Annotated in this window: 21 protein-coding genes; 15 read left to right on the top strand and 6 right to left on the bottom strand. The window is 69.7% G+C overall.

The window, feature by feature from the left end; all coding sequences use genetic code 11:
* The first annotated feature begins 202 nt into the window (after nucleotides 1-202).
* Nucleotides 203-829 carry a class I SAM-dependent methyltransferase gene (locus ACWDUM_RS20830; RefSeq protein ID WP_450135410.1) on the top strand — a complete coding sequence of 209 codons (627 nt, stop codon included), beginning with the start codon at nucleotides 203-205 and terminating at the stop codon, nucleotides 827-829.
* 3 nt (nucleotides 830-832) lie between these two features.
* Here the strand turns inward: ACWDUM_RS20830 and msrA are convergent, their stop codons facing one another.
* The 4 genes from msrA to ACWDUM_RS20810 all read right to left on the bottom strand — a co-directional run bounded on the left by msrA (nucleotide 833) and on the right by ACWDUM_RS20810 (nucleotide 4,346).
* Nucleotides 833-1,345: a peptide-methionine (S)-S-oxide reductase MsrA gene (gene msrA / locus ACWDUM_RS20825; protein WP_450115993.1), complete on the bottom strand. Its 513-nt coding sequence runs from the start codon at nucleotides 1,343-1,345 to the stop codon at nucleotides 833-835.
* A gap of 166 nt (nucleotides 1,346-1,511) precedes the next feature.
* Nucleotides 1,512-1,886 (bottom strand): nuclear transport factor 2 family protein, encoded by a 375-nt coding sequence (locus ACWDUM_RS20820; protein ID WP_450135409.1) that lies wholly within the window; start codon nucleotides 1,884-1,886, stop codon nucleotides 1,512-1,514.
* 140 nt (nucleotides 1,887-2,026) lie between these two features.
* Nucleotides 2,027-3,088, bottom strand: coding sequence for a hypothetical protein (locus ACWDUM_RS20815; RefSeq protein ID WP_450135408.1), 1,062 nt, complete (start codon nucleotides 3,086-3,088; stop codon nucleotides 2,027-2,029).
* A 505-nt stretch (nucleotides 3,089-3,593) separates the two neighbouring features.
* The gene (locus ACWDUM_RS20810) at nucleotides 3,594-4,346 is read right to left on the bottom strand and encodes an alpha/beta hydrolase (protein ID WP_450135407.1); all 753 of its coding nucleotides are present in this window, start codon (nucleotides 4,344-4,346) and stop codon (nucleotides 3,594-3,596) included.
* Nucleotides 4,347-4,728: 382 nt separating this feature from the next.
* Between ACWDUM_RS20810 and ACWDUM_RS20805 the strand changes: the two genes are divergently transcribed.
* From ACWDUM_RS20805 to ACWDUM_RS20740, 14 genes are all read left to right on the top strand, one after another.
* A complete protein-coding gene (locus ACWDUM_RS20805) occupies nucleotides 4,729-5,793 on the top strand; it encodes a tyrosine-type recombinase/integrase (RefSeq protein ID WP_450135682.1) in 1,065 nt (354 codons plus the stop codon).
* A 136-nt stretch (nucleotides 5,794-5,929) separates the two neighbouring features.
* Nucleotides 5,930-6,229: a hypothetical protein gene (locus ACWDUM_RS20800; protein WP_450135406.1), complete on the top strand. Its 300-nt coding sequence runs from the start codon at nucleotides 5,930-5,932 to the stop codon at nucleotides 6,227-6,229.
* A gap of 22 nt (nucleotides 6,230-6,251) precedes the next feature.
* The gene (locus ACWDUM_RS20795) at nucleotides 6,252-6,962 is read left to right on the top strand and encodes a response regulator transcription factor (protein WP_450135681.1); all 711 of its coding nucleotides are present in this window, start codon (nucleotides 6,252-6,254) and stop codon (nucleotides 6,960-6,962) included.
* Entirely contained in the window at nucleotides 6,959-8,290 is a 1,332-nt protein-coding gene (locus ACWDUM_RS20790; RefSeq protein WP_450135405.1) for a sensor histidine kinase, read from the top strand. The genes ACWDUM_RS20795 and ACWDUM_RS20790 overlap by 4 nt, the downstream gene beginning before the upstream one ends.
* Nucleotides 8,291-8,349: 59 nt before the next feature.
* A complete protein-coding gene (locus ACWDUM_RS20785) occupies nucleotides 8,350-9,117 on the top strand; it encodes a TSUP family transporter (protein ID WP_450135404.1) in 768 nt (255 codons plus the stop codon).
* 26 nt (nucleotides 9,118-9,143) lie between these two features.
* Nucleotides 9,144-10,658 carry a TldD/PmbA family protein gene (locus ACWDUM_RS20780; protein ID WP_450135403.1) on the top strand — a complete coding sequence of 505 codons (1,515 nt, stop codon included), beginning with the start codon at nucleotides 9,144-9,146 and terminating at the stop codon, nucleotides 10,656-10,658.
* The gene (locus tag ACWDUM_RS20775; RefSeq protein ID WP_450135402.1) at nucleotides 10,655-12,019 is read left to right on the top strand and encodes a metallopeptidase TldD-related protein; all 1,365 of its coding nucleotides are present in this window, start codon (nucleotides 10,655-10,657) and stop codon (nucleotides 12,017-12,019) included. Before ACWDUM_RS20780 ends, ACWDUM_RS20775 begins: the two co-directional genes overlap by 4 nt.
* A complete protein-coding gene (locus ACWDUM_RS20770) occupies nucleotides 12,016-12,405 on the top strand; it encodes a YchJ family protein (RefSeq protein WP_450115982.1) in 390 nt (129 codons plus the stop codon). The genes ACWDUM_RS20775 and ACWDUM_RS20770 overlap by 4 nt, the downstream gene beginning before the upstream one ends.
* A gap of 16 nt (nucleotides 12,406-12,421) precedes the next feature.
* Nucleotides 12,422-12,967 carry a putative immunity protein gene (locus ACWDUM_RS20765; protein WP_450135401.1) on the top strand — a complete coding sequence of 182 codons (546 nt, stop codon included), beginning with the start codon at nucleotides 12,422-12,424 and terminating at the stop codon, nucleotides 12,965-12,967.
* Between the two features lie 199 nt (nucleotides 12,968-13,166).
* Nucleotides 13,167-13,346 carry a hypothetical protein gene (locus ACWDUM_RS20760; protein WP_450135400.1) on the top strand — a complete coding sequence of 60 codons (180 nt, stop codon included), beginning with the start codon at nucleotides 13,167-13,169 and terminating at the stop codon, nucleotides 13,344-13,346.
* Nucleotides 13,343-13,960 carry an AMIN-like domain-containing (lipo)protein gene (locus ACWDUM_RS20755; protein ID WP_450135399.1) on the top strand — a complete coding sequence of 206 codons (618 nt, stop codon included), beginning with the start codon at nucleotides 13,343-13,345 and terminating at the stop codon, nucleotides 13,958-13,960. Before ACWDUM_RS20760 ends, ACWDUM_RS20755 begins: the two co-directional genes overlap by 4 nt.
* 41 nt (nucleotides 13,961-14,001) lie before the next feature.
* On the top strand, nucleotides 14,002-15,432 hold the full coding sequence (locus tag ACWDUM_RS20750) for a lipase maturation factor family protein (protein WP_450115978.1): 1,431 nt from the start codon (nucleotides 14,002-14,004) through the stop codon (nucleotides 15,430-15,432).
* Nucleotides 15,433-15,453: 21 nt separating this feature from the next.
* Nucleotides 15,454-15,834 carry an RNA-binding S4 domain-containing protein gene (locus tag ACWDUM_RS20745; RefSeq protein WP_450135398.1) on the top strand — a complete coding sequence of 127 codons (381 nt, stop codon included), beginning with the start codon at nucleotides 15,454-15,456 and terminating at the stop codon, nucleotides 15,832-15,834.
* A 104-nt stretch (nucleotides 15,835-15,938) separates the two neighbouring features.
* Nucleotides 15,939-16,844 carry a hypothetical protein gene (locus ACWDUM_RS20740; RefSeq protein ID WP_450135397.1) on the top strand — a complete coding sequence of 302 codons (906 nt, stop codon included), beginning with the start codon at nucleotides 15,939-15,941 and terminating at the stop codon, nucleotides 16,842-16,844.
* A 78-nt stretch (nucleotides 16,845-16,922) separates the two neighbouring features.
* Here ACWDUM_RS20740 and ACWDUM_RS20735 read toward each other — a convergent pair whose 3' ends face one another.
* Nucleotides 16,923-17,849: an esterase/lipase family protein gene (locus ACWDUM_RS20735; protein WP_450135396.1), complete on the bottom strand. Its 927-nt coding sequence runs from the start codon at nucleotides 17,847-17,849 to the stop codon at nucleotides 16,923-16,925.
* Nucleotides 17,850-18,040: 191 nt separating this feature from the next.
* Complete coding sequence (locus tag ACWDUM_RS20730; protein ID WP_450115974.1) at nucleotides 18,041-18,421, bottom strand: PPOX class F420-dependent oxidoreductase; 381 nt, start codon at nucleotides 18,419-18,421, stop codon at nucleotides 18,041-18,043.
* Nucleotides 18,422-18,623 lie beyond the last annotated feature (202 nt).

Below are 18,623 nucleotides of genomic sequence, written 5' to 3'. Positions count from 1 at the left end.
CCGGTTGAGTTCCGGTTGCGATCCTGCCCGACCCGCGGCCCGCCGCCGGTGCAGCCGACCGCCGCCGAGCACGCCGCAGGCCGCGCGTTTCCTGCCGTGACATGCGGCGGCCGCACGCCACTCCCCCTCCGGCTCGCCGACAGACGTCGGGCGTGTCCACCACCGCACCCCCTGCGGGCACCGCATCGACGATCCTTGACGGATGACGAACACGAGCGCCCCGCGAGACGACACCGTCCGAGCGTCGTACTCGGCCAGGTCCCAGGAGTACGTGGATCTCTTCGGCAGCATCGCTTCGACACACCCGTCCGATCGGGCCCTGGTGAGCAGCTGGGCCGCCACCCTGACCGGTCCCGTGCTCGACGCCGGGTGCGGCCCGGGACAGTGGACGGACTTCCTGGCCGAGCGCGGACTGGCCGCGCGCGGGATCGATCTGGTGCCCGAGTTCATCGACCGCGCGCGTACGCAGTATCCGGACCTGTCCTTCGAGGTCGGCGGCTTCGAGGCACTGGACGCCGCGACGGGATCACTGGGTGGCGTGCTCTCCTGGTACTCCCTCGTTCACCACAGTCCTCAGGACATCCGGACGCCTATGGCCGAGTTCGCACGCGTGATCCGGCCGGGCGGTGGGTTGCTGGTGGGCTTCTTCGAGGGAGAAACCCTGGACAGCTTCGACCATGCCGTGACCACTGCCCATCGATGGCCGGCGGCAGAGCTCGGCCGGGAGTTGGCCACGGCCGGCTTCGAGGTGGTCGAGACCCATACGCGAACGGGGACCGGCCACCGGCCGCACGGCGCGATCGCCGCGCGCCGGCAGGGCACCCGGTGAGGCTCAGGTGGTGGCTCGGCGGTTCGGCAGTTTCCAGTCCGGTCGCGGAAAGTGGCAGGTGTAGCCGTCCGGGTAGCGCTGCAGGTAGTCCTGGTGCTCGGCCTCCGCCTCCCAGAAGGTGCCCGCGGGGGTCACCTCGGTCACCACCTTGCCGGGCCACAGCCCCGAGTCCTCGACATCGACGATGGTGTCCACGGCGACACGCTTCTGATCTTCGTCGAGGTAGAAGATCGCCGAACGGTACGAGGTCCCGATGTCGTTGCCCTGACGATCCTCCGTCGTCGGATCGTGGATCTGGAAGAAGAACTCCAGCAGCGCTCGGTAGTCCGTTCGTGCGGGGTCGTAGACGATCTCCACCGCCTCCGCATGACCCGGATGGTTGCGATACGTGGGGTGATCGTTGCGCCCTCCGGTGTAGCCGACTCGTGTCGACACCACACCCGGCTGCTTGCGAATCAAGTCCTCCATGCCCCAGAAGCATCCGCCTGCCAGAATCGCCTTACGCGTGTCGGACATTCCTTCTCCTTCGTGATTCACCCACCGGGCCGGCGTCGGCTCCGAATGTGGAGCCGTACCGTCCACCATCCCGAAGCACCGCAGGCCGACGAGAAATTCCCTCCGCACGGTCGACACCGAGACCGGCTGATTCGATGAACTCGCCGAGAACCTCACGAGCGGTGCGTCAGGGTTGGGATGACCGATGGATCTCGGTGACGATGGTGTACAGCTCGACGATGACGCCCTCCTCGGTGCGAGCGATGTCCATGCCGGTTACCGCGGGGTTGTCGACAGGTCCGTACTGGAAGCCGAGGTGGCCGATATCGTCCAGCTCCGACGGAACGCCGAGGGGGCGGAACACCCAGTCCGGGTGTTCCGCGCGCAATTCGTCGGCGCGGCGTTCGAAAGCCTCTCGCCCGCGAACGATCCGATCCGGTTCATGCCACACCACCGCTTCGGCGTAACTGTCCGCGATGACCGCGGTCCGGCGGACCGAGTCGGGTTCGTTGAAGACCTCGAGAAGATTGGTCCGCATGAGTTCGGCGGGAGATCTGGTCATGGAAAGTCCCTTCACGCTGACGCATCGGCCAGGAAGTCCATCCCGCGTCGGAACCTACACCGGTGGTCGGAGCACCGACAGTGACCGGCCGCGTGACCTGGATCAGGTTCGGCCATCGGGGTGAGAGGTAGGCGGCAGGCTCAGTCCGAGGCGCGTGAGTCCGGCTCGGCCGGCGCTGCCCGGAGAGCGGCGAGTTGATCGCGGAGCGCGGCCTCCGCGGTGCGCGCCTGACCTGCCTCGACGCGGGAACGTTCGAGTTCGTCGCGGAGGGTGTCCAGTCGCATCCGGGCATCGACCGCGGCGGCGCGTTCGTGCTCGACCGACTGCTCGAGCCGCGTGATCGTGGTCGCCGCAGCCGTCGCCGCGCTCTCCGCGGCCGACCGGAGATCCACGATGCGCTGGTCGGACACCGCCGTGACCTGAGCGAGGTGGCGGGCGGCGGTCTCGCTCTCCTCGACGGCGCGCTGCTGCGCGGCGGTCGCCGCGAGCTCGGCGACCGTGGCCCGCTGTTCGGCGGACTCGGCACGCGAATCCGACTCGCGCAGCTGAGTTCGCAACGCGTTGATCTCGGCCGCGGCCGAAGACAGTCGGGTGTCGCGGTCCACCTCCAGCGCCGCGATCTGCTCGGCGGTCTCCCCCAATCGGGTTCGGTGGGACCGTTCGAGGTCCTCGATCTCGGTCCGGTGGTCGACGGTGATCTGTTCGACCTCGGCCCGGTGAGCCCTCAGGGCGTCGGCCAGCTCGGTGTCCACCGCCTCGACGGCGGCGTCCGCGTTGGCGCGATCGTCGACGGCCGCGTCGAGCGTCGCACGCAGCTCCGCCAGCTCGGTCTCGTACTTGGCCTTCGTCTGGGCGAGTTCGACATTCGCGCGGTGCAGTGCGCCGTCGAGTGCCGCGGGGTCGGCCAGCCGGTCGACCGCGGCGGTGATCTGACGGGCCGCGAGCGAGAACTGCTCGAGCGCGCCGTCACTGACCGTCCGCAGTTCGGTCAGGGTGCGTTCGAGGGTGCCGACCGCCTCGCTCGGGGTGGCGGTCGCGACCGCTTCGAGATCTATCTCCTGGCCCTTGGCCTTCTGTCGAGCTCGGAACGCTCGGACCCGATCCGCGTCGCTCGCGTATTTGCGGGGCCGGCCCGGTCGTGGCCGGGACTCGTCGGCGGCGCCGGCCTGTGCCGCGTCGTTCTCGTTCGGTTCGGTTTTCACGGCGTCACCCTTCAAATTGGCTTTCATTACGTTACGTATCAGGATACGTAACACCTCAAGAAATGAAACAGTGATTCTTGATCGTCATAATCCCCACTTATGGTGAGTTAGGAAACCGGGCTCGATCACGCGGCGAATGCCGCCGAAATCCCGACCCGGACCCGGTGGCAAAAGTGGCCCGCGGGCAGTGACGCCACGCATTCGCACGGCGATCGGGTGCTCCGGGCGCGTGGACGTCGACGCAGTTCCCTGTTGACACACGTCAACGCGACCCCGGCGACCGTTCTCCCGGGCATCCCACGCGAGTGGTCCCCGCTCGCTCAGGATCGGCGGGACTGCATCCACTTACCGCAGCCCGAAACGTCACTGTGACGCACCAGCGCTCGAATTTGAGCCGTCTCACCAGGCTCGACGTCCGGTTCGGACGCGACAACCACGTGCTTTCCCGGGCCCTGACCGGCAGGAACGTGACCGGTGTCGGCCTCCGACACCGGTCACGTCACTCCTACGACGCGGCGGCCCGGCCGAGGTGGCGGGCGAAGAACCGGGCCGAGCTTTCTCGCTCGTGGTCCGGCACCTGGTAGTGCCTGCCCGGGTGGGCGTGCAGGGTCTTCTCCTTCGAGGCGAAGGCGTCGAACAACGCGACCCCTGCCGCGCGGTCGAGTTCGTCGTCGTCCCACGGGATCCGGTACTCGACCGGGACCGTGATCCTTCTCGCCGCCTCGATCAGGCTGTCGGTCACGAAGACCCCGCCGAAGCTCACGGCGGCGATCCGGGGTTCGACCGGCGTCAACATCAGTCCGGTCACCACGCCCAAGGTCATGCCGCCGTACCCGATCGGCGCTGCGGCGCCGATCTCGGGCAGCGCCTGGAGTGCATCGAGGGTGGCCTGCCATTCCGGTACCGCACGCTCTGCGAGCGACAGGTTGTAGTCGATGACGATCGGGGCGATCGGCTCGCGCGCTGCCCGGGCACGGTGGATCGCCTCGACCCACCGTTGATCCTGGTGGTTTCGCGGGCGGTCACCGTGTCCGGGCGCGTCAATGGCTGCCACGGCGAAGCCGTCGGTGGTCACGCTGCGGAATGCGCCTGCCACCAACCCCGGGGCCTTCTTGTGCATGCCGCCGCTGTGCCCCGACAGCAGCAGTGGTGCGCCCACGGTTCCAGATGTGGGCGACCAGAGCACGCCGGTGATGTCATCGAGGGTGAAGTGTCGTTCGACGACGCCGTTCGACGATGTCTCAGAGGTGAAGTGCATGGTGTTGCCTTTCGGGAGTGCCTTGTTGTCGAGGCGCTCCCGGCGACACCTACGCCGGTCGCCGAACCGTGAACACGAGTGGGAGCACCCACATGGTTACTGCGTTCATGGGTCTCACCTCCTGGCGTGATGTCACGGTCTCGCGGACGTTATCAACCAAGGTCGAGGCTCGTCCAACGAATTTCCGGCCCGCTGACCGACCCCGCACCACGCGACCGCACGCTCCCCTCACGTGTCACCCCGAACCCGTATCGTCACCGAGGTGACGATCGCCGCCGAACCAGAGAAGTGGGATGGGATGGGCGGCGCCGGCGACTCGCCGGTGCGGTCGGGCCCACTGCCGTCGACGGTGACCCCGGTTCCCGAGGACGTCGCGGCGGCAATGCAGCGCCTGCGGGCCGAGTCGGTGTCCGCAAACACGCGTGCCGCGCAGATCAGCGACTGGACGATCTTCACCCGTTGGTGCGAACGCGTCGGGCAGCGCCCGCTGCCGGCGACCCCGGAACTGGTCGGCTGGTTCCTCACCGAGAAGTCGACGGAGGTTCGGCCGGACGGGCGGCCCGCGTACGCGCCGTCGACGCTGACGCGGTGGGTGGCGTCGATCAACACGATCCACTCGCTCGCCGGGCACCCGAAGCCGGGTCAGGCAGCCGCGGTGCGGGAGATCCTGCGCGGCATCGCCCGCACCCGCGCCACCCCGCCCGCACGCCGGGAACCCTTGCTGACGGACGACATTCGGATCATCGTCGAGAAGATGCGCGCCGGGTCCTCGGCCGGATCCTGGTCGGACCGCGTCGCGGAGCGTCGGGACTCGGCCCTGCTGTTGATCGGGCTGACCGGGGCGATGCGCCGTTCCGAGCTGGCGGGACTGCTCGTCTCCGACGTCCGGCCACACCGCGCCGACGGGCTCTACGTGACGATTCGCCGGTCGAAGACGGACCAGGCGGCCGCCGGGCGTACCGTCACCCTGCCCTACGGGGCGTCGGCGGTGACGTGCCCGGTGTGCGCGTACTGGCGGTGGCGGGAGGTCGTGGACGGGTGGGACGGCACCGGCCGGGACGGTGTCGCCGCGCTGCTGTCCGGCCCCGACGACGACCACGCCGAGCACCGCTGCCGCGGGATCACCGGGACCCCGGAGTCGGTGGCGCGCCCGCTGTTCCGCCGGGTGCACCGTACCGGCGCTCTCGGCGCGGCGGCGCTGTCGGGGCAGGCTGTCGCGTCGATGATCCAGCGTCGGGCCCGGCAGGCAGGGTACGCCGAGGAGTTCGTGGCGATGCTCGGCGGGCACAGTCTGCGGGCCGGGTTCGTCACCCAGGCGGTCCGCAACGCCGCCAGCGCCGAGCAGATCATGACGCAGAGCGGGCACACCGACCAGCGGATGATCGCCCTTTATTCGCGCCAGCACGCGGGCCTGCACGGCAACGCCGTGACCGCGCTCGGGCTCTGACGCGCGGCGCCGACTCTCACAAAGTTCTCAATCGCCCGCAATCGAACCCCCATCTTCCGTACCTAGCCTTGTGTCACAGGCTCTTCGGTAATCGAACGTCCTTGGAGGGAAAGATGTTTCGAGGCAGGGAGGCGTCATGTCGAACATTCTGAAGACGAGCCGGGACCGGCACTGCATCACCACGACCACCGCCGAGTTGCGCAGCCGAGGGCTGGCCGTGATCGTCGCGGATGAGCGGAACTGCCGAGAGGTGCTCGTCACCGAGCCCGGCCGCGGGTGGATGGCATCCGTGCTGCCCGGTGTCACGCCCGAAGTCGAGGTCGATGTCCTGTTCTTCGCCACCGAACCGGCGCAGCAGTGGACCGAAGGTTTCCGCGAGTGGTCCGACGCGGTCGAGTGCCTGCTGAACCCCCAGCCGGCAGCCGAGGCCGCATAGCCCGGCGCTGACGGGCGTGGCACTGCAAGATGAGGAAGTGGTTGCCGTCCACAAGGTACTGATCGTAGAGGACGATTCGGACGTCCTGACCGCGCTGCGGCGCGGACTCGAACTGTCCGATTTCGCGGTCTGCACGGCAGCGGACGGGGCGGCCGCTCTGCGGGCCGTCGACGCGCACGATCCGGACCTGATCGTGCTCGACCTCACTCTGCCCGTGCTCGACGGGGTTGGGGTGGTCACCGCGTTGCGCGCGATGAAGAACGATGTGCCGGTGTGTGTGCTGAGCGCACGCAGTGCGGTCGGCGACCGGATCGCGGGCCTCGAGGCAGGCGCGGACGACTACCTGGTGAAACCGTACGAGTTCGGCGAGCTGGTCGCGCGGATCCGCGCACTGCTGCGGCGGCGGCCGGGTCCGGTCGACGCTCACCCCGGTGGGACGGTCCACGTCGGACCGCTCACGGTCGACCTGTTGGGCCGCCGCGTCGACGTCGACGGCACGACGGTGCAGCTGACCAAGCGGGAGTTCGACCTGCTCGCGGCGCTGGCCGAGAATCGTGGGATCGTGCTCAGCCGGGAAACCCTGCTCGAGTCGGTGTGGGGATACGACTTCGAGACCGAGACGAACGTGGTGGACGTGTTCGTCAGCTACCTGCGGCGCAAGTTGGAGTTCGGCGGCGCACCCCGAGTGCTGCACACCGTGCGCGGGGTCGGGTTCGTCCTCCGAGACGGATGACCACGCACCGGGGACCGGTCTCGCTGCGGCTGCGGGTGACTGCGGCCGCAGCGCTCGGGACCGCGCTGGTCGTGTTGCTGCTCGGTGGGGTCGCCTGGATCGGTATCGAACGCCAGATCACCTCGCAGTTCGACGCCAAGCTCGATTCGGTCACCCAGGTGACGGCGGCGAACCTGACCAGCCTGCGGGTCCTGCAGGGGCCGCTGCCGCTGCCACCGGATTACGCGGGCACGCTGCGCGCGGGCGGGCTGGTGGTGTCGACGACCGCCGCGACACTGCCGCCGTCGCAGGCAGGTTGGAGTGACGCGACGGTGGACGGGACGCACTACCGTGTGCGGACGGTCGAGGTGATCAGTGGGCTCGGTGCGACGATCTCGGTCGGTGCGCCGACCGCCCCGGCCCGGTCGGCGATCACCGGGCTGCACCGGTGGACGGTGGTCGTCGGTGTCGGCGCGGTCCTCGTGGCGGCCGCGTTGGGGTGGCTGTTCGCCGGGATCGCGATCGCGCCGCTGCGCAAGCTCGCGGAACAGACGAGGCGGCTCGGCATCGATTCCGCGGCGCCACCGCCACAGGGGGCGGGGGCGCAGGAAGCCGAGGAGCTGGCCGCGGCGCTGCGGCAGCTGCTCGAGGCCAATGCGGCCGAGCGCGCCCGCACCAAGTCTGCGCTCGAGACGGCCCGTGACTTCGCGGCCGCGTCCGCCCACGAGTTGCGGACCCCGTTGACCGCGATGCGCACGAATCTCGAGGTCGCGACGACGATGGACCTGCCTGCGTCCACCCGCCAGGAGATCCTCGCCGACACGTTGCGTACGCAGCGGCGGGCGGAGGCCACTCTCGGTGCGCTGGAACGGCTCGCGGCCGGTGACCTGACGTCGGGTGCCGACTTCGTGCCGGTCGATCTGGCCGAGTTGCTTGACCGAGCCGCGCAGGACGCGACCCGCATCCACAGCGGGGTGGACATCGGCCTGGACGTGCCGTCGACACTGACGGTCATCGGCCTGCCCGCGGGGCTGCGGCTGGCCGTGGACAACGCCGTCTCCAACGCGGTCCGGCACGGCGGGGCGCGGGTGATCGAGATCGGCGCCCGGGACGGTCGCGACGCGGTGTACATCGCGGTGACCGACGACGGCACCGGTGTACCGACGGATGAGCGTGAGGCGCTGTTCGAACGATTCCGCCGCGGCACCACCGCGGCGCCGGACGGCTCAGGGCTGGGCCTGGCACTGATCCGTCAGCAGGCGCAGTTGCACGGCGGCGCCGCATGGTTCGAGGACAGTCCGCTCGGCGGTGTCCGGCTGGTGTTGAGGCTGCCCCGCGCACCGTCCTGACGGATCGGCCGAGTGCGTCCGCACCGACGTGGCGACCGGGTCTGTGATTGGGTGACCTGGTGCCGTGGACCGACTGGGGTGTGCTGATGGCCGCGGCGATGGCCGCGGGCTGGGTGGACGCCGTGGTTGGCGGCGGCGGGCTGATCCTGCTGCCGGTGATCCTGCTGACCATGCCGCAGATGACGCCGCAGGAAGCGCTGGCCACCAACAAGTTGACGGCTGTCAACGGCACCGCGGCCGCCGTGGTCACTTTCGCCCGCAAGGTCCGGCTCGAATGGCGGCTGCTGGTCCCGGCCGCACTGCTCGCCGCAGTCTTCTCGGCGCTCGGCGCGGCGACGGTGTCGCTGATCGACAAGGACCTGTTCATCCCGATCATCATGGTGCTGCTGGTGGCGGTGGCGGTGTTCGTGACGCTGCGGCCGACCGTCGGCACCACCCTCGCGAAGCACCGGCCGACGCGACTGAGGGTGATCACCACCGTCTTGGTCGCCGGTGGCGCACTCGGCTTCTACGACGGCCTCTTCGGTCCGGGCACCGGCACGTTCCTGATCATCACGTTCGCGGTGATGCTCGGCACCGAGTTCGTGCGCAGCGCCGCGATGGCGAAGGTGATCAACCTCGGCTCCAATGTCGGTGCCCTGGTGTACTTCGCGGTCACCGGCAACGTCTGGTGGGCTCTCGGGCTGACGATGGCGGTGTGCAACGTGATCGGCGCGGTCCTCGGGGCGCGGATGGCGCTGGCGCGAGGCGCCGGCTTCATCCGGATCGTGCTCCTGGCGGTCGTCGTGGTGATGGTGACCCGGCTCGGATGGCAACAATTCGGTTAGGACGTCGACTCGGCTAGGTTGACCGGGTGGGAACACACGACGTCGATCCGGATTTCCTGGCGCTGCCACTGGCGGCGCTCACCGACGCGGCACTGTCCGCCGCACGCACGGCCGGGGCGGGTCACGCCGACCTGCGGGTACACCGGTTACGGACCCAGTCGATGCGGTTGCGCGACGGCGCGGTCCAATCCGTGGTCGACGGTGACGAGCTCGGGCTGGCGGTGCGGGTGATCGTCGACGGCACCTGGGGTTTCGCGTCGCATGCCGAGCTGACTGTGGAGGCCGCGTCGCGCACCGCGAACCGTGCGGTGCAGGTGGCGCGGGCGCTGCGTTCCCTGAACCGGGACCCGGTCGACCTCGCCGAGGAAGCGGTGTACCGGGACGCGGTGTGGGTCTCCGAGTACGGGGTGGACCCCTTCGCGGTGCCGACCGCAGAGAAGGTCGAGTTGCTGACCGAGTACTCGGGACGGTTGTCCGGGGCGGACGGCGTCGACCACGTGACCGCGAGCGTGCTGCAGGTCAAGGAACAGACGTACTACGCGGATCTGGCCGGGTCACGGATCGCGCAGCAGCGGGTGCGGCTGCATCCCGAACTCGAGGCGACGGCGGTCGATGCGGAGGCGGGCAGTTTCGAGACGATGCGCACCCTCGCGCCCCCGGTGGGGCGCGGCTGGGAGTACTTGCGCGGCGACGGCTGGGACTGGGACACCGAGCTGGCCCGGATCCCGGAGTGGTTGGCGGAGAAGGTGAAGGCGCCGTCGGTGACCGCCGGCCCGACGGACCTGGTGATCGATCCGACGAACCTGTGGTTGACGATCCACGAATCGGTCGGCCACGCCACCGAATACGACCGGGCGATCGGCTACGAGGCCGCGTATGCGGGCACGTCGTTCGCGACCCCGGACCAGCTCGGCACCCTGCGCTACGGCACCCCGGTCATGCATGTGACCGCGGACCGCACGCAGCTGCACGGTCTGGCTACCGTCGGCTACGACGACGACGGCGTGTCCGGCCAGAGGTGGGATCTGGTGCGCGACGGGATTCTCGTCAGCTACCAGCTGGACCGGGTGTTCGCGCCGCGGCTGGGGCTGGCACGGTCCAACGGCTGCTCGTACGCGGACTCCCCGCACCACGTGCCGATCCAGCGGATGGCGAACGTGTCGCTGCAACCGGATCCGGAACGGGACGTGAGCACCGAGGAGCTGATCTCCCGTGTCGAGGACGGCGTCTACGTCGTCGGCGACAAGAGCTGGTCGATCGACATGCAGCGCTACAACTTCCAGTTCACCGGCCAGCGGTTCTTCCGGATCCGGGACGGCAAGCTGGACGGCCAGCTCCGCGACGTCGCCTACCAGGCGACCACGACCGACTTCTGGGGGGCGATGGAGGCCGTCGGCGGACCCTCGACGTGGCGACTCGGTGGCGCCTTCAACTGCGGTAAGGCGCAGCCGGGTCAGGTGGCCGCGGTCAGTCACGGTTGCCCGTCGGCCCTGTTCCGCGGCGTGAACGTGCTCAACACCCGTCAGGAGGCCGGCCGGTGATCCCCGCTCAGGAACTGATCGAGAAGGCGTTGTCGCTGGTCACCGTCGACGAGGCGATGGTGATCGTCACCGACGCCGCCGAGACCGCACTGCGGTGGGCGGGAAATTCGATGACGACCAACGGCGATTCCCGCTCACGCACCTGGACCGTCGTCGCGATCGTCCGGGACGGTGACCGGGCGCGAGTGGGATCGGTGACCTCGTCGAGCGTCGACCCGGATTCGATCCGGGGCGTGGTGCGGGCGGCGGAGGACGCGGCGCGCAGCGCCCGCCCGGCCGAGGACGCGATGGAACTCGTGCAGCCCGGCAACGGAACCGACGCCGGCTGGGCCGACGGTCCGGCGGAGACCGGAGTCGAGGTGTTCGCCGGTCTCGCCGACGCACTGACCGCTGGTTTCGACGGTGCGGACCGGTTGTACGGGTTCGCTCACCACCAATTGCATTCCACCTGGCTCGGAACCACGACGGGCGTGCGCCGGCGGTTCACCCAGCCGACCGGTTCGGTGGAGATCAACGGCAAACGCGGGGACGCCAGCGCCTGGGTGGGCGCGGGCACCCTGGACTTCGGCGACGTCGACGTGTCGAACCTGTTGGCGCAGTTGAGCACCCGGCTGGATTGGGCGAAGCGGACGGTGCAGCTCCCCGCGGGACGGTACGAGACGCTGCTCCCTCCCTCCGCGGTCGCGGACCTGATGATCTACCTGATGTGGACGATGGAGGGCCGCGGCGCGCAGGAGGGACACACCGCCCTGTCGCGGGCCGGCGGCACCCGTGTCGGGGAACGGCTCACCGACATCCCGCTCACCCTGTTCTCCGACCCGCACTCCCCCGGGTTGGCGTACGCCCCGTTCGTCGCGACCGCCACCTCGAGCGAGACGGTGTCCGTGTTCGACAACGGCATGGATGCGTCCCGGGTCGACTGGATCCGCGACGGCGTGATCAACGCGCTCGCCTATCCCCGGCACGCGGCCCGCGAGTTCGACGCACCGGTGGCGGTGCCGGGCGACAACCTGCTCCTCAGCGGTGGCGGCGAGGGCACACTGGACGAGATGGTCGCACGCACCGAGCGGGGACTGTTGCTGACGACGCTGTGGTACATCCGCGAGGTCGACCCGACGACGCTGCTGCTGACGGGGCTGACCCGCGACGGTGTGTACCTCGTCGAGGACGGCGAGGTGACCGGCGCGGTGAACAACTTCCGTTTCAACGAAAGTCCCCTCGATTTGCTGCGCCGGGTGACCGAGGCGGGTGCCACCGAGCCGACGCTGCCGCGTGAGTGGAAGGACTGGTTCACCCGCACCGCGATGCCGCCATTGCGGATCCCGGACTTCCACATGTCCTCCGTGAGTGCCGCGCAGTGAGCGTCACCGACGGTTCCCGCTGTCCGTGCCTGAGCGGGGAGACCTACGGGGCGTGCTGCGGCCGGTTCCACTCCGGTGCGGCCGAGGCGCCGACCGCGGAAGCGCTGATGCGGTCGCGGTACTCGGCGTTCGCGGTCGGCGACGCCGACTACCTTCGGCGTACCTGGCATCCGAGCACCCGCCCGCCATCCCTCGACCTGGATCCCGACCAGCAATGGGTGCGCCTCGACATTCTCGGCCGGTCGGGCGGCAGCCCGCTCGAATCCGCCGGGACCGTCGAGTTCGTCGCCCACTACCGGTACGGACGCGAACGCGACTCCCTGCACGAGCACAGCCGGTTCGTTCGCGAGCACGGCCGTTGGCTGTACGTCGACGCGCTGGGCTGACCGGGCGGACGAGTCGATGCCCGACGCGGCCGGTGACTTCGAGTTGACGATCGACGACCTGCGCGTCGTCGCGCGGTTCGCGGCGGAGTCCGCCGGCGACGTCCTCCCGGTGTTCGAGGCTGCCGTACCGGGTGATCGTCGCCCACGTGCGGCACTCGACGCGGCATGGGAATTCGTTCACGGCGCGAACAGGACCAGGCTGCAGCGCGTCACCGCGCTGGACGCGCACCGCGCGGCCGGGGACGCGGGCACCGAGGCCGCTCGTCTCGCTGCCCGGGCCGCCGGTGACGCCGCTGCCGCCGCCTACCTGCACCCGATCGCGAAGGCCACCCAGGTCGGCCACATCCTGCGTGCGGCTGCGAGTGCCGCGCGGGTCGCCGAGTTGAGCTCGGGCGGCGATCCTGCGATCGGGGACATGGTGATCGAGCAGGTCCGGCAACGAGCGACGCCGCACCTGGTCGACGTGCTCAGCCGGTATCCGCTCGCCCCGACCGGCAGGAACCGCACGGCGCAGCTCATGAGCGCACTGGACACGTCGCTGCGCGCATCCCACCGGAGGTAGCGACCCGATCACGTCCAGCGCCCGCTGGTCGAGGATCGGCATCGGTCCTGATGCGTACCGTCCAGGGATGAGCCTGTGCCCGGATCCGTCGATGCGGAGGCGCCACCGACAACCGCGCGAACGATCATGACGCCCGGGGTGATCGGCCACCTGTTCCCGGATGGCTACGATCTGCTGCACACGAGGAGGGGCGGTGGCCATGAGTCGTCCGGTGACTGTTTTCGGGGTGGTGTTGCTCGGGGTGGGTGCCGTCGGCACCCTCGGATCGATCGTGTTCGGGGGCTTGCTCATCGGGCAGTGGGCGATGGCGTCCGCGGCGGTGTTCACGATGGCCGGGGTGGCCGGCGTACTTCTCGTGGGCAGGGGTCAGGAGCCGTGACGGGCACCAGGGACGCAGCGCTTGCCGCAGTCGCGGCGTGTCTGCTCGGCGTTGTCGGGTGCGGCGCGGACACCGCACCCAGGTCCGACAACCCCGGATGGGTGAGTCCCGCGCCCGTCGAGCAGTCCGGTCACCTCCGGGTGGGCTCGGCGCCGGAGTCGCCGCCGACGGTGGTCGTGCCGACCTCTGGACCCGATGCCGCCGATCCGGGGCCGTGGGTCTCGACCGCAGCGGTCGCCGAGGTGACGGTCGAGGGGAATCGCGTCGTACTCCGATTCGCCGGCGACGGCACCCTGTTCTGGAAGGTCGGCTACGTCGCCGAGGCCGTTCCGCACGGTGGCGGCGCGCCGATTCCGGTGTCCGGGCGCGCCATCCTGCAGGTGGACATCATGGGCACCGCTGCTGCACCGCCACCCGGCGCGCCCGTCCACGACCGGCGGAATCCCCTGCCGGGACCGCCGGGGTCCGTCGTCACCGAACTGTTCCTGCTTCCGGGTCGCGGTGTGGGTACCGACGCCGTCACCCAGTCGTTCATCGGACTGTCCACCGCACCCGGACCGTTCGCGGTCACCACCGTCGAGGATCCGCCCGGTTTGGTCGTCTCCGTCACCTGAGCACAGACGGAGTACCGTCCGATCTGGGCGTGGTGACGGTGATGGACTGGTTCGGAGTCGGATACCTCGGCCGATGGCTCTTCACGGAAGGGCTCGCGGTCATCTATCTCGTCGCCTTCGTCGCCGCGGCCAGCCAGTTCCGTGCACTACTGGGCAGCGAGGGAATGCTGCCCATCCCCGATTACCTGGCCGCATCGTCGTTTCGCGGGTCTCCGAGCATCTTCCACTGGTACTACTCCGACCGTTGCTATGCGTCCGCGGCCTGGGTGGGTGCCGGGTTGGCGGCCGTCACTGTCGCCGGGGTGACCGCGCGGCTGCCGCTGCCGGTGTCCATGCTGGTGTGGCTGCTGATGTGGGTGCTGTATCTGTCGATCGTCAACGTCGGTCAGCTCTGGTACGGCTTCGGATGGGAGTCGCTGCTGCTGGAGACCGGGTTCCTGGCGATCTTCGTCGGCAATGCGGCGATCGCGCCGCCCGTGGTGGTGATGCTGCTGCTGAGATGGCTGCTGTTGCGGCTCGAGTTCGGGGCCGGATTGATCAAGATCCGCGGCGATCCGTGCTGGCGCCGCCTGACCTGCCTGTACTACCACCACGAGACCCAGCCGATGCCCGGACCGTTGAGCTGGTACTTCCATCATCTTCCGCGGCCGCTGCACCGGGTCGAGGCGGCGGGCAACCATGTCACCCAACTGGTGGTGCCGTTCCTGCTGTTCGCGCCTCAGCCGGTGGCGGCGGGCGCGGCGACGGTGATGATCTTGACGCAGCTCTGGCTGGTGGCGAGCGGGAACTTCTCCTGGCTCAACTGGCTGGCCATCGTGCTCGCCTGCTCGGTGCTGCCCGACGCGATGCTGGATCGGCTGCTGCCCGTCGAGATTCCCGAGACCTCCCCGGCGCCACTGTGGTTCACGATCGCCACCCTCGCTCTGACGGCGGGTGTCGTGGTGCTGAGCTGGTGGCCGGTCCGCAACATGCTCGGACACCACCAGTTGATGAACGCGTCGTTCAACCACTGGCACCTGGTCAACACCTACGGCGCGTTCGGTTCCGTCACCCGCGTGCGTACCGAGATCGTCGTCGAGGGCACCGCCGACGAGGCGATCACACCGGCTTCCGAGTGGCGCGAGTACGAATTCAAGGGAAAACCCGGCGACCCGGCTCGGAGGCCGCGTCAGTTCGCGCCGTACCACCTGCGTCTGGACTGGCTGATGTGGTTCGCCGCGATCTCACCCGGCTACGGTGACCGCTGGTTCGGGGGATTCGTGCGCCGCCTGCTCGAGAACGACCGAGACACCCTGAAACTGCTGCGCCGCAACCCGTTCCCTGACGATCCACCCCGGTTCGTGCGGGCCCGGCTCTACGAGTACCGGTTCACCGACCGGCGGACCCGGCGCGCGAGCGGGCGATGGTGGGATCGCGAGCTGCTCGGCATGTGCATGCGGCCGGTGAGCCTGGCACGCTTCGGCAGGCCATGAGCCCTCGGTACCCTGGTGGGCGTGTCTGAATCCTCGGGTGTGCGGCTCGACAGCTGGGTGTGGTCGGTGCGGCTGTTCAAGACCCGATCGGCGGCGGCCGCGGCCTGCCGGTCGGGGCATGTCCGCGTGAACGGGGTCTCCGCGAAACCAGCGCAACTCGTCCGGGCCGACGACGAGATTCGGATGCGGGTCGGCGGCCGGGAACGGATCGTCGTCGTCACCCGGCTGGTCCGTAAGCGGGTCGGCGCGCCCGAGGCCGCGCTCTGCCTGATCGACAAGTCTCCCCCTCCGCCGCCCCGAGAGGTGTTGCTGGCCGTTCCCCAGCGTGACCGCGGGACGGGCCGTCCGACGAAACGTGAACGGCGAGAACTCAATCGGCTTCGCGGGTTTAACGAAGACTAGCTAACCAATCTGGGCGAATCATCAATTCCGATTCACGGTGTCCGCGAGGGCATTCCGTGTCATGCTTCCGGCCGCCGGTGGCGTCCGCTCCGGCATGGACGTGAATGAGTGAGGTGCGGTTGATGATCGGTCGTGTCGGCAGTCGACGGGAACAGGTGCGGGGGCGCAGGCCCGCGCGGATGGCCGCCGTGGTGGCCGTCGCGTGTACCTCCGCGGGACTCCTGGGCGCTGGGGGTGTGTCGGCGCAGCCTGCCGCGAGCACCGGGTGCGGGTCGGCGAACGGCAGCACGACCTGCGCATACGACAGTTCCTCCGGAATCGAAGAGTTCTTCCTGGAGGTTCCGCACGACGTGACCACCATGCACGTGGTCGCGGAAGGAGGCAGCGGCGGTGGTGCACGGGGAGGCCGAGGCGCACTCGTCGAGGGTGACATTGCGGTCACTCCCGGCTCGACCCTGTACGTGGTGATCGGGAGCGGCGGCGGCACCGGCACGAACCGCGGCGGCGGATACTCCGCGCTCAGCACCGCCTCGCTCGACGAGGGTGCGGCGGCGCTCGCGGGTCGTCTCGTCGTGGCGGGAGGCGGCGGAGGCGCCGGCCTCGGCGCCGGCGGTGACGCCGGGGCGGACGCCACCGGCGGCGGCCTCGCCGGCACCGACAGTGCCGGTGGCGCAGCGGGTCTCGGCGGCACTGCCGGGGTGCTCGGCGCAGGTGGATCCGGCGGCGTCGGCGGCGGCGGTGGCGGCGGCCTGTACGGCGGTGGTGGCGGTACCGCGGGCGGCGGAGGCGGCTCGTCCCTGGTTCCGGCCGGAGGCACCCTCGGCCTCTCCTCGCCCGGCTATCGCGCCAAGCTCAAGGTGTCCTTCGATTCGGCGTACGTCGTGAGTGGCAGCTCCGACAGCGGCAGCTCGGACACCGGCAGCGCAGGCAGCTCCGATTCCGGTAGCGCGGGCAGTTCCGACGCGGGCAGCTCCGGCAGCGCCGACCTGTTCGGCAGCAGCCAGTCCTGACCTCTCCGGCGCGGCATCTCGGCGCCTGGTGAGGGGAACGTCCGGCCCGAGCTGGACGGGTCCCTCACCAGGGCGCTGTCACCGCCCGGAGCAGGCGTCGCCGACGTAGGACGGGTCGAGGGCGGACTTGACGACGTGCGCGACGGTCGGCGAGCTCGGCAGGCTGCCGTGGTCGGTGATGTCGGCCGGGCACAGATCCTGCAGCCACACGTTGCGCACGGTGGCGCCCGGCCCGGCGGTCAGGAAGGTTGCCTCCGGCGGGGTGGAGATCCTGTCCGCGTGGCTGGCGGCCACGGTGTAATCGATGCCCGGCAGGGTGTCCCCGCCGTCGTTGAGCGAGGTGATGATCGGGCTGCCGACCAGCTGCTGGACCGCGGCCTTCCCGACGATCCCCTCCACGTCTCCGGTGAACTGCGGGAAGGTCTTCGCGAGCTCCGAGAGTCCGGACATGGTGGTGCCGTGATTGGTGGCGGCGACGGTCACCAGGGTGCGCACCTTGTTCTCCGCCGGGTCGGCGGCGGCGCCACCCTCGAACTTCAGGTAGTGCCGGGCGACCACCCCGCCTTGGGAATGCGCGACCACATCCACCTGTGCGACTCCGGTCGCCGCGCGAACCCGATCGACGAACGCGCCCACCTCCCTCGCCGAGGTCGGGATGTCTCCGTTGGCGTATGACCCGGGCTGCGACCCCATCAGGCTGGAGGTGTCCTGCCCGTAGCTGAGGGTGAACACGCAGTAGCCCTGCGCGGCGAGGTCGGGTGCGAGCGCGTCCCAGTTGTTCTGGTTGCCCCAGGTGCCGTGCACCAGCACCACCGGTCGCGGGTGCGCGGCTGCGGGGCGGCAGTTCCAGTCGTTCGCGCCTGCCGGCGCAGCGGTGGGCGTCGACGCCGCGGGCGGGGCGGGAACGTTGGCGTGGGCCGCCCCGGCCGCGGCGACGGCCAGCACCCCGGCCGCGGCCAGTGTCGCGCCCTTCCGGGCAAGGCCGTGGATGGTCCTGCGAGGCATCGTGATTCCCTTCGTCATGACGGGCGCGGCCGGCTCACACCGGTGGGCCGTCCATCCGACGCCACGTGGACACCGGCGACCGCTTCAGCCGGGACTCTAGTTGCGAACTGCAAGTAACCGGTGGACGTGGCGAACTCGGTGCGCCGGACGACGGGGGCGAGGTCCCGCCGGGTGGGGACTCGTGTCGGCCGCTATGCGGCGGTGACCGCCAACCCGACCGTGCCCGCCTTCCCCCGACGCAGCAGGCTGCCCTTCATCGTGAGCCAGCCGAGGATGCCGTACCGCTTGGCGATCGCGTCGCGAGCGTGATCGGTCCCGGGCGGGTCGAGGATCTCCGCGGTTGCCTCCACCGCCTCGCCCTTCGGGTTGCCGCGCACGTCGCAGGGCGCAACCGTCACCCGGGGATTGCGGCGGATCCGTTTGACCTTCCACGAGTCGGTGACCGTCCACATCAGCAACCGGTCCTCGTCCCGTGCCGCCCAGAGTGGTGTCGCCACCGGTGTCCCGTCCTTGCGAAACGTCGTCAGCAGGACGTATTTCGCGTCACCGATTTCACCGAATGTGGAGTGCATGACAACAGACTACGGGGTGTGGTCCCGGTCACCGAGACAGTCCGGGGCTCGGAGTTCCGGAGCACTTTACCGTTTCCAGCCATGCGAGCGGGGCGTTTTCGCTTGCCAGAATTCGGTAGACGGCAGACGGGTTTTCAGTGACAGCAACAGACCACATCCGAGTCGACGACGCGCCGGACGGCACCGCGCGGAAGGGTCGATA

This window comes from Rhodococcus sp. NPDC003322 (assembly GCF_053589555.1).
This window is presented reverse-complemented; position numbering and strand designations above follow the sequence as displayed.

What these genes read in the sequence shown, in the direction of transcription:
- ACWDUM_RS20730 (WP_450115974.1), bottom strand. Translation starts at nt 18,421, where the DNA reads ATGCACTCCACATTCGGTGAAATCGGTGACGCGAAATACGTCCTGCTG.
- ACWDUM_RS20740 (WP_450135397.1), top strand. Translation starts at nt 15,939, where the DNA reads ATGAGTGAGGTGCGGTTGATGATCGGTCGTGTCGGCAGTCGACGGGAA.
- ACWDUM_RS20820 (WP_450135409.1), bottom strand. Translation starts at nt 1,886, where the DNA reads ATGACCAGATCTCCCGCCGAACTCATGCGGACCAATCTTCTCGAGGTC.
- ACWDUM_RS20810 (WP_450135407.1), bottom strand. Translation starts at nt 4,346, where the DNA reads ATGCACTTCACCTCTGAGACATCGTCGAACGGCGTCGTCGAACGACAC.
- ACWDUM_RS20750 (WP_450115978.1), top strand. Translation starts at nt 14,002, where the DNA reads ATGGACTGGTTCGGAGTCGGATACCTCGGCCGATGGCTCTTCACGGAA.
- ACWDUM_RS20760 (WP_450135400.1), top strand. Translation starts at nt 13,167, where the DNA reads ATGAGTCGTCCGGTGACTGTTTTCGGGGTGGTGTTGCTCGGGGTGGGT.
- msrA (WP_450115993.1), bottom strand. Translation starts at nt 1,345, where the DNA reads ATGTCCGACACGCGTAAGGCGATTCTGGCAGGCGGATGCTTCTGGGGC.
- ACWDUM_RS20830 (WP_450135410.1), top strand. Translation starts at nt 203, where the DNA reads ATGACGAACACGAGCGCCCCGCGAGACGACACCGTCCGAGCGTCGTAC.
- ACWDUM_RS20735 (WP_450135396.1), bottom strand. Translation starts at nt 17,849, where the DNA reads ATGCCTCGCAGGACCATCCACGGCCTTGCCCGGAAGGGCGCGACACTG.
- ACWDUM_RS20805 (WP_450135682.1), top strand. Translation starts at nt 4,729, where the DNA reads ATGCAGCGCCTGCGGGCCGAGTCGGTGTCCGCAAACACGCGTGCCGCG.
- ACWDUM_RS20790 (WP_450135405.1), top strand. Translation starts at nt 6,959, where the DNA reads ATGACCACGCACCGGGGACCGGTCTCGCTGCGGCTGCGGGTGACTGCG.
- ACWDUM_RS20765 (WP_450135401.1), top strand. Translation starts at nt 12,422, where the DNA reads ATGCCCGACGCGGCCGGTGACTTCGAGTTGACGATCGACGACCTGCGC.
- ACWDUM_RS20800 (WP_450135406.1), top strand. Translation starts at nt 5,930, where the DNA reads ATGTCGAACATTCTGAAGACGAGCCGGGACCGGCACTGCATCACCACG.